The following is a 14,468-nucleotide window of genomic DNA, read 5'->3' on the forward strand; positions in this document are numbered from 1 at the left end:
AGTTTCCCCCCTCAAACGTCCGTTCCTTGGCCTAACGCGTTCTAACCTCTTAAATGTGAGTCATATCAAGCTTCTGTTGTTGCGCATATCGCAGTGCTGCTCTCTTCCACCCGGCGATAGTGGTTTTCGGATGCGCCAACTTGTTGCCCGCAACGGCCAGAAGCCGCAATAGAAAACTGGAACCTGTTTATATGGCAACAGATTATTTCAATGCGTCACTTTCATGCGACGCAATGAAGTCGCGCCTTTCGCGGACACTGGGGTCAACGCATCCGAACAGGTATCTTCTGCCGGAGCTTTTTTCATGCCTACCCAGCATTTAAGAAGTCCTCAGCCATCACAGGAAGCCCGGAACCGGGTCATCTTCCCGATCATCAATGACGCCTGCCACGCGTTGCCATTGCCAGGGCCCTCTCCAGCAATCTCGCATTTCGGCGCCATAGAAGACCCGTATGAAAGGATTCATCAATGAGCATCAAGGAACGCCTGGAAACCCTGCCCTGGGACACGCTGGCACGCTACCGTCTGATCGAGATCATCGCCCTGTGGGAAGGCCGCGTCACGTCACGTCATCTGGGCAACGCCTTCGGGATAGCACGCCAGCAGGCGTCACGCGTCATGAAGACCTATCGCGAGACCGTCGCCGAACACAATCTTGAATATGATCCCGTGATCAAGGGCTACCGCCCCTCCGCCAATTTTCACCCGATGCTGACGCGGGGTGAGGTGGATGAATATCTGCAGCTGCTCGGCAATCATGACAATCTGAATCCCCACTTCACCGGACTCGGACTCGGTCAGGCCAACACCGAGGCGCTCCGCTTGCCGTCCCGCAGCGCCAGCCCGCCCGTGGTCCGGACATTGATTGAAGCGGCCAGCCAGGGAGCACGCCTGGAGGTCACCTACGCCTCTTTGAACTCCCCTCAGGGGGAAGAGCGTATCCTGTGTCCACATACGCTGGTCTATGCCGCAGGTCGCTGGCATGTGCGGGCCTTCTGTGAGAAGAACCGGGCTTTTCGCGACTTCGTGCTGTCTCGATTCCGCGATGTCCCTGAGCTGTTCGGCGAGGCACTTGAAGGCAGTCAACGTGAATTCGATGACGGCTGGGAAACCCGGGTCACCCTGCGCCTGGGGGCAGACCCTCGCCTGACGCCAGATGAGCGTGGCCTGATCGAACAGGACCACGGCATGGTCGACGGCGAGCTTCACCTGCCGACTCGCGGCGCCCTCGTCCAGTATGTGCTGCGTGAGCTGGGCATCAATCCGGATTATCTGGATGAGTCGCCCCGTGCGCAGCAATTGGTGGTGTTGAATCATGCCGAGATCAGCGACTGGTTGTTCGTCAGCTCCAGCGCCTGAAACGATGGCTTGCAGGACTATCCAGCGCTGAGTGAAGTTTATATGATGACTTCTGCACACAGTCCTTCGCCTACCCGGCGGAGGGCTGTTTTTTTGGTAACTCGCCAGGCCTTGTCAGCAAGGCGCGGATACCACACCTGACAGGAGGTCACATGGCCACACTTCCCTCGATCATCATCAATCGTCTGGATGCCGAACGCCTCGAGCGCCTGATTGATCGCGTCTCGGCTGCCGACCGCCAGGTGGCGGAACAGCTTGAGGACGAACTGGAGCGCGGCGATATCGTCGAGCCTCACGAGGTGCCCGCCGATATCGTCAGCATGAACAGCCGCGTGGAGTTCACGGATCTGACCCGCCAGCAGACCCTGATACGCACGTTGGTCTATCCGCACGCCCTGTCAGACCAGCAGGATGGCCTGTCAGTACTGGCGCCTCTGGGAGCCGCTCTGCTGGGGCTGCGGGTCGGTAGCCTCATCGAGTGGCGGCTGCCGGATGGCAGCCTGCACGAGGTACGCATCGAGGCGCTCCACTACCAGCCGGAAAGCGCGGGCGATCTGCACCGCTGATACCGCCTAGCGCATCAGCAGGCGGCGGATCAGACCATGGATGGCGCGTGCTGCCGGCCCGTCGGCATAGGGCGGATACATCAGCTTCGCGCCATTCATGCGCCCCTTGGCAAAGACGCCCTTGGCCTTGCTCAGCGTCTGGAATCCTTCCCGCCCGTGGTAATGCCCCATGCCGGATGGCCCGATGCCGCCGAACGGCATGTCATCCTGCGCCACATGCAGCAGGGTGTCGTTCAGACACATTCCGCCTGCATGCGTGCCCTCGGTGACCCGCTGCTGTTCGTGCTTGTCGTGGCCGAAGTAGTAAAGCGCCAGCGGGCGTGGGCGCGCATTCACGTAGGCCATCGCAGCGGACAGCTCATCCACCGCCGCGTCCGGCAGCGCGACAATCGGCAGCAGCGGCCCGAAGATCTCCTCCTGCATCACCCGCATCTCATCCGTCACCTCAAGCAGTGCCAGCGGCGGCATCAGACGCTTCTCGACCAGCGCCGGGTCATCCCAGTCAGGGCTGTCGAGCAGTGGCCTGAGCGTCGCACCCTTGGCCAGTGCATCCTCGAGCACTTCCCTCACGCGCTGGTATTGACGCTGATTGATGATGCGCGAGTAATCCTGCGTCTCGGCGAAGCGCGGATAGAAGCGCTGGAAGCACTCCCCCAACGCCTGAACCAGCGACTCGATCTGATCTTCCGCACACAGCACGTAATCCGGAGCGACACAGGTCTGGCCGGCATTCATGCCCTTGCCGAAGGCAAGACGTGAGGCCGCCTCGCGGCGCTGCGCATCGTCCGCCATCAACTGGCGCGACATGATCACCGGCGACTTGCCGCCCAGCTCCAGCGTGACGGGGGTCAGATTCTCCGCCGCGGCGCGCATCACATGCCGGCCCACCGCCGTGCTGCCGGTGAACAGCAGATGGTCGAAGGGCAGTGCCGAGAAGGCCGCCGCGACCTCGGCCTCGCCGGTCACCACCGCGACCTGCGCTTCCTCGAAGGCATCCGCGAGCATGCCGCGCAGCGCCTCGGCGGTTTCCGGCGTGAACTCGCTCATCTTGATCATCACCCGATTGCCGGCGCTCAGCGCGCTGATCAAGGGGCCGATCGCCAGATACAGCGGATAGTTCCACGGCACGATGATGCCGGCCACACCAAGTGGCTGGTAGACGACACTTGCACTGGCTGGCTGGAAGGCGGCGCTGACGTGGCGCTTCGAGGGCTTCATCCAGCCCTTCAGGTGACGGCGTGCATGGCGAATGCCCTCGTAGCTCGGTACCAGTTCCGCCAGGCGTGTCTCGTGAGCACTGCGATGACCGAAATCTCGGCTGATGGCCGCGACCAAGGCCTCCTCGTGCGCCTTGAGCGCATCACGCAGCGCTGCCAGCCAGCCACGCCGCTCCTCGGCACTCGGCATCGGCGCGTGGGCGAAGGCTGCTCGCTGAGCGTCCAGCAACTCACGCATGCGAGCCATCTCGGCCTCTCCCTCGTGGTCTGATGAGGCAGTCGCAGCGTCGGAGGTGGCAGGCAGGTCGTCAACAGCACGGGGGTCTTCAGGGGAAGCAGGCGTCATGAGCGTATCCGGTGGGAGCTGTCGAGAATGACAGACGTCGTCGTGGCTCACTCCGTTTTAGAACACTCGTTTGATGGCGTCAAAGAAAGTCTGCACGACAGTCCACGCAAGCCAGAATGCAAGAAGCCCCCGCACCGTGAGGTGCGAGGGCTTCTCGGATGTCATCCTGCCGATCGGCCGATGACGGAATTCGTTGGCGCGCCCAGCAGGATTTGAACCTGCGACCCCTGCCTTCGGAGGGCAGTACTCTATCCAGCTGAGCTATGGGCGCGCATGCCATGGTTGCGGAGAACCAAGGCGCGCTTATGGTAACGTCTTGATTCTACGTTGTCGAGATATCACGCCCGTCACACGGTTGCCGCCCCCTCGGCCAGCGCTATACTGGCTCGATACACAGCCTTCAAAAGGTGCACCTCATGCAAGCTCGCCAGCCATCCGCGTCATTCCTCACGCGCTCATCCCTGCCGGTTTCCCTGAGCGCGATGCTGTTCAGCGTGCTTGTCAGTTCACAGGCGCTAGCCGCGGACAATTCGCATGACGCCATCGCCGAGCGCCTCAAGCCGGTGGGTGAGCTATGCCTGAAAGGTGAGAATTGCGCAGGTGACATGGCCGGAGCGGGCCAACAGCCGTCTGCGGCGGCAGAGAGTGACTCCGCCAGTGCTGCCAGCGCGATCGACGGCGAGAAGGTCTACGGCGGTATCTGCATGGCCTGCCATACCACGGGCGCGGCCGGCGCACCGCGTCTGGGAGAGGCCGGCGACTGGGAAGCGCGTCTCGCCAAGGGCGACGAGACGCTCTACACCCATGCCATCGAAGGCTTCAATGCCATGCCGGCCAAGGGCGGCAACCCGGCGCTGTCCGATGAGGAAGTGAAGGCCGCCGTGGACTATCTGCTCGACTCCGTGCGCTGACCCTCGAGCGCGACTAACCGAGCAGGGAACGCAGGCCCGCGATGGCATCCCGTCCGCGGGCCACCTTCTTCTCCTGATCCTGCGGCTTGTCGGCACGCCCTTCCCACTCGAGATCCTCGGGGGGCAGCTCGTCCAGGAAGCGACTCGGCACACAGTCCATCATCTCGCCATAGGTCTTGCGCTGCCGGGCCAGTGTCAGCACCAGCGTGCGCCGTGCCCGCGTGATGCCGACATAGGCGAGGCGACGCTCCTCCTCCACCGTCTCCATCTCGATGGAGTTGCGGTGCGGCAACAGGTCTTCCTCCAGCCCCATCACGTAGACGTGCGGGAATTCCAGGCCCTTGGAGGCATGCAGCGTCAAAAGCTGCACACGGTCCGAATCGTCCTCCTCGGCCTGCTGCTCGAGAATGTCGCGCAGCACCAGACGTGAGATGGCCGCCGCGACATCACCGGTCTCGGTGTCACCGACCATCGCCTCGCTGCCCTCAAGCTCTTCCACCTCCTCCTGGGGATTGCCGCTGATCGACTTCTCCAGCTGGTCGATCAGGATCCAGACGTTGGCCATGCGCCGCTCGGCGATCTTGGGGGCACTGGCGTTCTGATACAGCCAGCCCTCGTAATCCACTTCATGAAACAGCTCGCGGATCGCGCTGATCGACTGACCGGCATCCATCTCGCGGCGCACGCGGTCCAGCGTGTGGGTGAAGCGGCCGAGGCGGTCCAGCGCCCGCTCGCTGAGCTGCTCGCGCAGGCCCATCTCGCTGCAAGCGGCGTAGAGTGACACGCCACGCCCGGTGGCGTAGTTGGCCAGCTTCTCCAGCGTGCCCGGCCCGACTTCGCGTCGCGGCACGTTGACGATGCGCAGGAAGGCATTGTCGTCCGCCGGGTTGATCAGCAGACGCAGATAGGCCATCGCGTCCTTGATCTCGTTGCGCCCGAAGAAGGAGGTGCCGCCGGAGAGCTTGTAGGGAATCTGATAGTGCTGCAGCTTCAGCTCCAGCAGGCGCGCCTGGAAGTTGCCACGATAGAGCACCGCGAAATCACGCCACTCGGCGCCTTCCTTGATGCGCCGCGTCAGGATCTCCCCCGCCACGCGCTCGGCCTCGGCCTCTTCGTTGCGATTCATGATGATGCGGATCGGGTCGCCATCGCCCATCTGCGACCACAGCGTCTTGTCGTAGACGTGCGGGTTGTTGGCGATCAGGGTGTTCGCCGCGCGCAGGATGATGCCGGTGGAGCGATAGTTCTGCTCCAGCTTGATCAGATTGAGGCGCGGGAAATCCTCGCCGAGGGTGACGAGGTTCTCGGGGCGCGCGCCGCGCCAGGCGTAGATGGACTGATCATCGTCCCCCACCACGGTGAAGGTCTGACGCTCCTGCATCAGCATCTTCACCAGCAGGTACTGGCTGATGTTGGTGTCCTGATACTCATCGACCAGCATGTAGTGGATGCGCCGCTGCCAGCGCGCCAGCACCTCGGGATGGTCACGGAACAGCACCACCGGCAGCAGGATCAGGTCATCGAAGTCCACCGCGTTGTAAGCCTTGAGATGCCGGTTGTAGGCCTCGTAGATCACCGCGGCGTACTGGGCGTCTTCATCCTCGGCATGCGACAGCGCCGCCCCGGGCAGGATGAGGTCATTCTTCCAGGTGGAAATCTGACTCTGCACCGCATTGATCTGCTCGGCGTCGGTGTCGGCTTCCTTGTGCATCAGTTCCTTGATCAACACCTTGGCGTCATCGGTGTCGAACAGCGAGAAGCCCGGCTTGTAGCCCAGTGTCTTCAGCTCGCCGCGGATGATGGTCAGGCCGAGGGTGTGGAAGGTCGAGACGATCAGCCCGTGGCCCTCGCGGCCCTTGAGCATCTTGCCGACTCGCTCCTTCATCTCGCGCGCCGCCTTGTTGGTGAAGGTCACGGCGGCGATGTTGCGTGCCTTCATGCCGCATTCCTGCACCAGATAGGCGATCTTGGTCGTGATCACGCTGGTCTTGCCGGAACCGGCCCCTGCCAGTACCAGACAGGGGCCATCGATGGCGCGCACGGCTTCCTGCTGGCGGGGATTGAGCTTGGCGAGGCGATCACGGATCTCGGTCATCACGGTGTCCTGCTGGGCGAGGAAATCAATCGAAGAAACATCTCTGGTGGTGCCGGGCACGACCGGGCAGCGCACTCAATCGAGCTGCACGGCCCCGGCAAAGTCGAGCTGACGCCAGCTCTCGTAGACGACGACGGCGACGGCATTCGACAGATTCATGCTGCGGCTGTCGGCCAGCATCGGCAGGCGCAATACCTGCTCGCGGGGGAGACTGTCGAGCATCGCCTGTGGCAGGCCGCGCGTCTCGGGGCCGAAGACCAGCGCATCCCCGGCCTGGAAGCTGGCCTCATGCGGCGCGGTGCGGCCCCGCGTCGAGAGCGCGAAGATCCGCGCAGGCTTCACGGTTGCGACGAAGTCATCGAGGCAGGCATGGCGCTGGACACGTGCCCACTCATGATAATCGAGTCCGGCACGCCGCAGGCGCTTGTCCTCCAGCTCGAACCCGAGCGGCTCGATCAGATGCAGGCGAAAGCCGGTATTGGCGCACAGGCGGATGATGTTGCCGGTATTGGGCGGAATCTCGGGCTGATAGAGCACGATATCGAGCATGAGCGAACTCGCGGCAGATGACGAAATAGGGCGTTGGCAGGCCAGCATTCCCCTCATGGCAGCACCGCCCGCCAGGACAACGCAAAGCGGGCCCCGAAGGGCCCGCCATCTTACCGCAATGCGCATCCGTCGCGCAGGGCGGGAATCAGAACTGCAGACGCATGCCGACCAGCGGGCCGGAATCCAGCGTGCGCTCGTCACGGTTGTCGAAGTCCGCCTTCACCTTGCGGTAGCCGACATAGCCTTCGACGTTGTCGATGACCTGGTAGCGGGCGCGCAGGCCGTACTCGTAGCTGTGCTCCAGCTCGTCGCTGGTCACGACGTTCGGGGTGACGTAGCCATAGCCACCCAGCGAGACGCGCGGCGCGCCCGGCAGGTAGTAGTAGCCATAGCCGCCCAGGCCCAGACCGCCGCCGTCACCGTGGTCGGTGTCGTACTGGCTCCAGCGTGCGCCGAGGCCCACGTCGTATTCGCTGGTGCGCTCGGTGCCCAGCAGCTGGACGTGACCGGCGGTGACATCATCGTGGTCATCGCTGGACAGGATACCGCCGCCGAGCTGGACGCCGTTGCTGATCTCGCCGTTCAGCTCGCCCTGGACGGCTTCACTGTTGAGGTTGAGATCGGCGTTGCCGGCGAGTGCCGGGGCGGACAGGCTAGCGGCAAGGATAGCTGCCGAAAGGCCGAGAATGTTACGGTAAGCTGTCATGTGCATGTCTCTCTACGTGACTGGGAAATGTGATGTGCGCGGGTCATGAGCGCTCTCAGGCGCTCTGGAGACCGTACTGCGCACGATAGTCGCGGATAGCTGCCGCGTACCCAGACAGTTCCTGCTGTGCGTATTGCTCAAGATACTCCAGCACCTGGTCGAGCGTCACGATACTGACCACGGGCATGGAGAAACGTGCTTCCACTTCCTGGATGGCACTGTTCGCTTTCAAGCCACCCTGTCCATCCGGAGCACGCTCCTGACGGTCCAGAGCGATCACGACCCCCGCCGCCATGGCACGCTCGGCGTGGATGATCTCCATCACTTCGCCGATGGCGGTACCGGCGGTGATGACGTCATCGATGATCATCACGCGGCCTTCCAGGGGCGCGCCGACCAGCGAGCCGCCTTCACCATGCGTCTTGGCTTCCTTGCGATTGAAGGTAAACGGCATGTCGCGCTGATGGTGGTCGGCCAGCGCGACGGCCGTCACGGCACCCAGCGGGATGCCCTTGTAGGCAGGGCCGAACAGCACGTCGGCCTCCAGGCCCGAGTCGACGATGGCGCGGGCGTAGAAACGGCCCAGGCGCGCCAACGCCTGACCGGAGCGGAACAGGCCAGCATTGAAGAAGTAGGGGCTCACCCGCCCGGACTTGAGCGTAAACTCGCCAAACCGCAGCACGTCCTGCTCGATGGCAAACTCAATGAACTCCCGCTGGTAGTCCTGCATCCGATATCACCTTTGAATTCGTTAGCCATTTACCAAATCGTCTAAAGCTCGGGTATCATACAGGCGCGACGAACCAGGGACCACGTATGAAAATCGCTACAGTTAACGTCAATGGTATTCGAGAAGCGGTCAGCCGCGGCTTCCTCGACTGGCTTGCCAGTCAGGACGCTGACGTCGTCTGCATCCAGAACCTCAAGGCCAAGAGCTTCGAGCTCGACGACAGCATCCTCTACCCGGAAGGGTATGAAGGCTACTTCCTTGACGCCGAGAAAGACGGCTTCTCGGGCGTAGGCCTCTACTGCCGCCAGATTCCCAAGGCCATCATGTATGGACTGGGCTTCGAGCAGTGCGACAACGAAGGCCGCTACCTGCAGGCCGATTACGACCGCTTCAGCATCTGCTCCTTCCTGATGCCTGACGGCAGTGATCCGGACGCCAAGGGCGCCTTCATGGAGCAGTATCAGGAATACCTCAGCAAGCTGCGCCGCAAGCGTCGTGATTACATGATCTGCGGCACCTGGCATGTGGCCCACAAGACCGTCGATCTCGCCAACTGGTCCGACAACCAGATGACGCCCGGCTTCAAGCCGGAAGAGCGCGCCTGGATGGATCAGGTCTTCGGCCCGATCGGCTTCATCGATGCCTTCCGTGAGGTCAATCGCGAGGCTCACCAGTACTCCTGGTGGCCGGCGCTGGACAGTGACCAGCCGCGCGCCCGTCAGGAAGGCTGGCGCCTGGACTATCAGGTCATCGACCCGAACCTGCGTCGTCACATCAAGGACGCATGGATCGATACCGACGCGACCTTCAGCGAATTCGCACCGGTGATCGTCGAGTACGACCTCGAACTGTGATCCGTCGCGTCTCGCCTTGAGCGCTCGGCCTCGGGCCACCCTGCCAGTCGCATGATGTGCCATCCGGCACTGACGAAAACGCCCCCACCGCGCAAGCGATGGGGGCGTTTTCCGTCGGGTCCCGAAAAAGGACTCAGGCCTCGGCGGGCATGCCCAGCGCCGCACGCTGCGCGGCGAACAGCTCCGCTCCGGTCCGCTCGGCGAGATCCAGCAGCGCGTTGAGCTCGGCGCGATCAAAGGCTGCGCCTTCGGCCGTGCCCTGCACCTCGATCAGCCCCTTGCCTTCCGCCATCACCACGTTCATGTCGGTATCGGCCTTGCTGTCTTCCGGATAGTCGAGATCCGTGACCGGCACGCCCTTGTAGATACCGACGGACACGGCGCTGACCAGACTCACCAGCGGGTCCGTCTTGATCTTGCGCTCACGCTGCAGGCCCTGCAGCGCATCGACCAGCGCCACACAGCCACCGGTGATCGCCGCGGTACGCGTGCCGCCATCGGCCTGCAGCACATCGCAGTCGATGGTGATGGTGTATTCGCCCAGCTTCTTGAGGTCCACCGCAGCGCGCAGCGCACGGCCGATCAGACGCTGGATCTCCACCGTACGGCCACCCTGCTTGCCACGCGCCGCCTCACGATCACTGCGGGTGTGGGTCGCCCGCGGCAGCATGCCATATTCGGCGGTCAGCCAGCCCTTGCCGGAACCGCGCAGCCAGCGCGGCACGCCCGCCACGACAGAGGCGGTGCACAGTACGCGGGTATCCCCGAACTCCACCAGCACCGAGCCCTCGGCGTGACGAGTGAACTCACGGGTCAGGCGGATCTCGCGCGGCTGCTCCGGGGTGCGGCCACTGGGGCGGATCACGTTGGCTTCGCTCATGGGGATTCCTTTGTTGCAGTCTTCGGGAGGCCAGAGTCTACACGCCACGCCCACGGGCGACGACCTTCACCGCACACCGGGCCGCCCGCCCGAGAGCACTGGGCGCTCAAGAGCGGCGAGCGTACACTTCAAGACAATCATCACGGACGCTTCATGCTCCGCCCCTTCTTCCCGACTGCCAACCGACAGGAGCACGTCATGGTCCACAGCATGACCGCCTTCAGCCGCCAGACCCATGAAGCCGACTACGGCACCCTGACACTGGAACTGCGCTCGGTGAATCAGCGTTATCTGGAACCGCACTTCCGCCTGCCCGACAGCCTGCGCGAACTCGAAAGCGCCTTCCGCGAAGGCCTGCGCAAGCGCCTCAATCGCGGCAAGGTCGAACTCTCGCTGCGCTTTGACGCCGAAGCCGGTGCCGACAGCCTCGCCGTCGATGCCAGACGCCTTGGCGAACTCAGTCGCGTGCTCGCCGAAGTCGGCCAGCACTGCCCGGACGCCCCTCAGCCCTCACGCCTCGCCCTGCTCGACTATCCCGGCGTACTGGTACGCGAAGGTGCCGATCAGGAGCGCATCAAGGCCGATGCCTTGAGTCTGTTCAAGCGCGCGCTGGACGAGCACATCGAAGGCCGCGCCCGCGAAGGCGAACGCCTCGCCGAACTCATCACCGCTCGCCTCGACAGCGTCGACAGCCACGTCGCCGAAGTCCGCCGCCTGATGCCGGACATCCTCGCCCGACAGCGTGAAACCCTGCTCGCCCGCCTCGAGGAAGTCCGCGCCACCCTCGACCCGCAACGCCTGGAAGCCGAACTGACCCTGATGGCCCAGAAGGCCGATGTCGATGAAGAACTCGACCGCCTCGACACCCACGTCAGCGAAGTCCGTCGTCAGCTCACCCAGAAGGGCCCCATCGGCCGCCGCCTCGACTTCCTGATGCAGGAACTCAACCGCGAAGCCAACACCCTCTCTTCCAAATCCGTCGTCGCCGACACCACCCGCTGCGCCGTCGAGCTCAAGGTGCTGATCGAACAGATGCGTGAGCAGATTCAGAATATCGAGTGATATCCCGCCAAAGGAGTTAGCCGGATGAGCAGACCCGAACCATGGAGTGGTGAAGAAGTCACAGCGATTGTCGAAACGTACAAGAAGATGCTGGTTGCAGAACTGTGTGGCCAGCATTACGTGAAAACAGACCACAATCGTGAGCTAGCCGAGAAATTAAATAATCGCTCAAAGGCTTCTATCGAATTTAAGCATCAAAACATCAGTGCCGTGCTACGAGATGCTGACTGCCCCTATATCAATGGCTACAAGCCGATGAGTAACTATCAGGGCATGCTGGTCGATGTTGTTGAGCGCCACCTACTTCGTACTGAGCTATTCGATCAGGCAGCACGCAATGCAGCAGACCGGCCAGTCATTGATGCGCCGGCCCCAAGAGATATTTCCATCATTGTCACACCGCCGGAATCTAAAACACCTCAGACCAGCGTGCAGGAAGCCAAACAGCGTTACACGACGCCCACGCCGGTTAAGCGCGACTACTTGGCACGAGAAGCCCGCAACCATGCACTAGGGAGTGCTGGCGAGCGCTTTGTGGTGGCCTTTGAAAAGATGCGCCTTAGAAAAGAAGGCCTGACATCGCTAGCCGAGAAGGTCGAGCATGTGGCGGAAACCCAGGGCGATGGCTTGGGCTATGACGTCCTATCCTTTGATGCGGATGGACGAGAGCGCTGGATCGAGGTGAAGACGACGGCATTCGCCAAAGAGTGCGCTTTTTTCATCACGCCAAATGAACTCAAATGCTCGCAAGCCAATCCTGAGCACTACCATCTTTTCCGCATCTTTAGCTTCTTAACCCAACCCAACATGTACTGCTTGAGGGGGGATCTTTACCCGCAATTGACGCTCAATCCGCAAAGCTATCGCGCACACCTACTGTGAATGGCTGGCTCCCGTGTCCTAGCAATTGAAACTCTGCCCGACAGGCGCCATCTTGTCTGCATCCCTCAGCTGAGGGCATTTCCGCTCAAGGAGTCAGGCATGTCTATCGAACAAGTGCTGTACCGTGCAGAAGCCACTACCACTGGGGGTCGTGAGGGCAAGTCGCGTTCTTCCGATGGTGCGCTGGATGTCACCCTGAGCACACCGAAGGAGCTGGGCGGTGGTGGCGGTGAAGGCACCAACCCGGAGCAGCTGTTCGCGGCGGGTTACTCTGCCTGCTTCATCGGTGCCATGAAGCACGTGGCCAGCACTGACGGCGTGACGCTGCCGGAAGACCTGGAGATCACCGGCAAGGTTGGCATCGGCCAGATTCCGGCTGGTTTCGGTATCGAAGTCGAGCTGGATATCAGCCTGCCGGGCATGGACAAGTCCGAGGCGGATGCGCTGGTCGAGAAGGCTCATCAGGTGTGCCCTTACTCCAACGCGACGCGTGGCAACATCGATGTGACGCTGAACGTCAGCGTGTGATGACTGGCGACTGATCGCCAGACACGAAAACGCCGCCCCTCGGGGCGGCGTTTTTGATGGTGCGACACGCTCATTGCTCTCGAGCGTGCGAGCCGATCAGACGCCCTGCTCACGCGCCATGCGGCGGGCAATCAGCGGAGCGTTCCACAGGCTGGGCAGCAGAATCAGTGACACCGGCACGGCGGTGACGACGATGAAGGATTGCAGCGCATTGATGCCGCCATCGCCCATCGAGATCAGCAGCGCCGCGACCACACCCATCATCAGGCTCCAGAACACGCGCACGCCGCGCGGCGGGTTGTCATGGCCGCTCATCACCATCGAGACGGCATAGGTCATCGAGTCACCGGTGGTGGCGACGAACAGCGTGGTCAGCACCAGGAACAACACCGAGATGGTGAAGCCGAACGGCAGCTGCTGGGTGATGGCGATCAGTGCTGCCGGCAGGTTGAAGCCGGTGAACGGGCCGGAGACGCTGCCCGGATTGCTCAGCTCGAACGCCAGTCCGCTGCCACCGATGATGGTGAACCACAGGCAGGTGACCAGTGGCGAGATGACCGCGATCAACAGCACCATCTGACGCAGGGTACGGCCACGCGAGATGCGCGCGACGAACATCGCCATCAGCGGACCATAGCCGATGAACCAGCCCCAGAAGAACAGCGTCCAGCCATTCAGCCAGCCATCGTCAGCACGGAAGGTGGACATGGAGACGAAGTCGCCGACGTAGCGCACCAGCCCTTGCGGGAAGGCATCCAGCAGGAAGCCGGTCGGGCCCATGATCAGGATGAACAGCAACAGCGCGCCGCCGAGCAGGACGTTGGTGCTGCTCAGGAACTGGATGCCACGGGTTACGCCGCTCACCGCTGACAGGGTGTAGATGACGGTCAGCACGAGCAGCAGGGTGAGCTGGGTCGCGTAGGTATCGGGGATGCCGAACAGCGCATTGAGGCCATAGCTGACCTGCAGGCCGAGGAAGCCGATGGGGCCGACGGTACCGGCGACCACCGCCAGCACGCAGCAGGCATCCACCAGTGCGCCGACGGGGCCACGCATGACGCGGTCGCCGAACAGCGGGTAGAGCAGCGTGCGCGGCTTGAGCGGTAGGCCCTTCTCGTAGTGCAGGTACATGAAGATGATGCCGGTCAGGCTGCCGAGCATCGCCCAGGCCAGGAAGCCCCAGTGCATGAAGCTCTGCGCCAGCGCGTTGTAGGCGGCATCGGCGTTGCCCGTCGGGGCATCGGCGCCGAACACCGGCGGCGGCGAGGTGAAGTGAGCGATCGGCTCGGCCGCTGCCCAGAAGACACCACCGCCCGCCAGCAGCGTGCACAGGATGATGGCCATCCAGCGCAGCGTCGAGATATCCGGCGCGGCGAGTCCGCCCATGCGCACCCGTCCGGTGCGGCCGATGGTCAGCACGATGGCGATGACGAAGGTCGCCAGCATCAGCGCTTGCCAGTAGGCACCGAAGTAGTGGGTCGAGACACCGAAGGCACTCTGGATGAGCGCGGAGACACCGTCGAGATCGACCAGTGCGGCGATGGCGAACAGCGCCAGCACGCCACCACTGATGATGAAGACAGGCCAGTCGATACCTTGCGGGGAGTGTGCGGAATCAGCGGGGGGAGTTACCGGTGTGGCGGAGCCGGACGAAACAGTCCGGGAAGAATCCGTCATTAGTCAGCCTCTGGGCATGATCTGAGTGACGGTGCAGTGTATCAGTCGAGACAGAAGGAAATAGGCGATAAGCGGTTGTTTTTACACCTATGTAACGCGACGTATC

The 14,468-nt window shown here is 62.7% G+C and carries 14 protein-coding genes and 1 tRNA gene; 7 read left to right on the plus strand and 8 right to left on the minus strand.

All coding sequences use genetic code 11. The features are described 5' to 3' along the window. Positions 1–468 precede the first annotated feature (468 nt). Together QD172_RS10245 and rnk are read left to right on the plus strand one after the other, a co-directional pair. Entirely contained in the window at positions 469–1,359 is an 891-nt protein-coding gene (locus QD172_RS10245; protein WP_077379913.1) for a WYL domain-containing protein, read from the plus strand. A gap of 152 nt (positions 1,360–1,511) precedes the next feature. Further along, positions 1,512–1,925 carry a nucleoside diphosphate kinase regulator gene (gene rnk, locus QD172_RS10250; protein ID WP_176493851.1) on the plus strand — a complete coding sequence of 138 codons (414 nt, stop codon included), beginning with the start codon at positions 1,512–1,514 and terminating at the stop codon, positions 1,923–1,925. Positions 1,926–1,931: 6 nt separating this feature from the next. Here rnk and QD172_RS10255 read toward each other — a convergent pair whose 3' ends face one another. After that, a complete protein-coding gene (locus QD172_RS10255) occupies positions 1,932–3,488 on the minus strand; it encodes a coniferyl aldehyde dehydrogenase (RefSeq protein WP_218015074.1) in 1,557 nt (518 codons plus the stop codon). Between the two features lie 194 nt (positions 3,489–3,682). Next, positions 3,683–3,759, minus strand: a tRNA-Arg gene (locus QD172_RS10260). 145 nt (positions 3,760–3,904) lie between these two features. Here QD172_RS10260 and QD172_RS10265 point away from each other — a divergent pair. Then, positions 3,905–4,399: a c-type cytochrome gene (locus QD172_RS10265; protein ID WP_279855712.1), complete on the plus strand. Its 495-nt coding sequence runs from the start codon at positions 3,905–3,907 to the stop codon at positions 4,397–4,399. Positions 4,400–4,412: 13 nt separating this feature from the next. On the opposite strand, the gene rep is transcribed toward QD172_RS10265, so the two are convergent. From rep to pyrE, 4 genes are all read right to left on the minus strand, one after another. Then, positions 4,413–6,494 (minus strand): DNA helicase Rep, encoded by a 2,082-nt coding sequence (gene rep / locus QD172_RS10270; RefSeq protein WP_077379907.1) that lies wholly within the window; start codon positions 6,492–6,494, stop codon positions 4,413–4,415. Positions 6,495–6,569: 75 nt separating this feature from the next. Next, the gene (trmL, locus tag QD172_RS10275; RefSeq protein WP_279855713.1) at positions 6,570–7,043 is read right to left on the minus strand and encodes a tRNA (uridine(34)/cytosine(34)/5-carboxymethylaminomethyluridine(34)-2'-O)-methyltransferase TrmL; all 474 of its coding nucleotides are present in this window, start codon (positions 7,041–7,043) and stop codon (positions 6,570–6,572) included. Between the two features lie 145 nt (positions 7,044–7,188). Further along, positions 7,189–7,749 carry a YfaZ family outer membrane protein gene (locus tag QD172_RS10280; RefSeq protein WP_077379903.1) on the minus strand — a complete coding sequence of 187 codons (561 nt, stop codon included), beginning with the start codon at positions 7,747–7,749 and terminating at the stop codon, positions 7,189–7,191. Between the two features lie 55 nt (positions 7,750–7,804). Further along, a complete protein-coding gene (gene pyrE, locus QD172_RS10285) occupies positions 7,805–8,479 on the minus strand; it encodes an orotate phosphoribosyltransferase (RefSeq protein ID WP_279855714.1) in 675 nt (224 codons plus the stop codon). Between the two features lie 86 nt (positions 8,480–8,565). Here pyrE and QD172_RS10290 point away from each other — a divergent pair, with 86 nt between their 5' ends. Continuing rightward, a complete protein-coding gene (locus tag QD172_RS10290) occupies positions 8,566–9,333 on the plus strand; it encodes an exodeoxyribonuclease III (RefSeq protein ID WP_077379899.1) in 768 nt (255 codons plus the stop codon). 133 nt (positions 9,334–9,466) lie between these two features. Here the strand turns inward: QD172_RS10290 and rph are convergent, their stop codons facing one another. Next, a complete protein-coding gene (rph, locus tag QD172_RS10295) occupies positions 9,467–10,213 on the minus strand; it encodes a ribonuclease PH (RefSeq protein ID WP_077379897.1) in 747 nt (248 codons plus the stop codon). Positions 10,214–10,411: 198 nt separating this feature from the next. Between rph and QD172_RS10300 the strand changes: the two genes are divergently transcribed. The 3 genes from QD172_RS10300 (at position 10,412) to QD172_RS10310 (ending at position 12,685) form a co-directional block, all read left to right on the plus strand. Beyond that, on the plus strand, positions 10,412–11,275 hold the full coding sequence (locus QD172_RS10300; RefSeq protein ID WP_077379895.1) for a YicC/YloC family endoribonuclease: 864 nt from the start codon (positions 10,412–10,414) through the stop codon (positions 11,273–11,275). 24 nt (positions 11,276–11,299) lie between these two features. Then, on the plus strand, positions 11,300–12,157 hold the full coding sequence (locus tag QD172_RS10305) for a DUF3883 domain-containing protein (RefSeq protein ID WP_176493848.1): 858 nt from the start codon (positions 11,300–11,302) through the stop codon (positions 12,155–12,157). Between the two features lie 99 nt (positions 12,158–12,256). Next, the gene (locus QD172_RS10310) at positions 12,257–12,685 is read left to right on the plus strand and encodes an organic hydroperoxide resistance protein (protein WP_279855715.1); all 429 of its coding nucleotides are present in this window, start codon (positions 12,257–12,259) and stop codon (positions 12,683–12,685) included. A gap of 96 nt (positions 12,686–12,781) precedes the next feature. On the opposite strand, the gene QD172_RS10315 is transcribed toward QD172_RS10310, so the two are convergent. After that, positions 12,782–14,362: a BCCT family transporter gene (locus tag QD172_RS10315; RefSeq protein ID WP_077379885.1), complete on the minus strand. Its 1,581-nt coding sequence runs from the start codon at positions 14,360–14,362 to the stop codon at positions 12,782–12,784. Positions 14,363–14,468 lie beyond the last annotated feature (106 nt).

Origin of the sequence: Cobetia sp. 10Alg 146 (assembly GCF_029846385.1) — a bacterium.
Lineage (GTDB): Bacteria > Pseudomonadota > Gammaproteobacteria > Pseudomonadales > Halomonadaceae > Cobetia > Cobetia marina.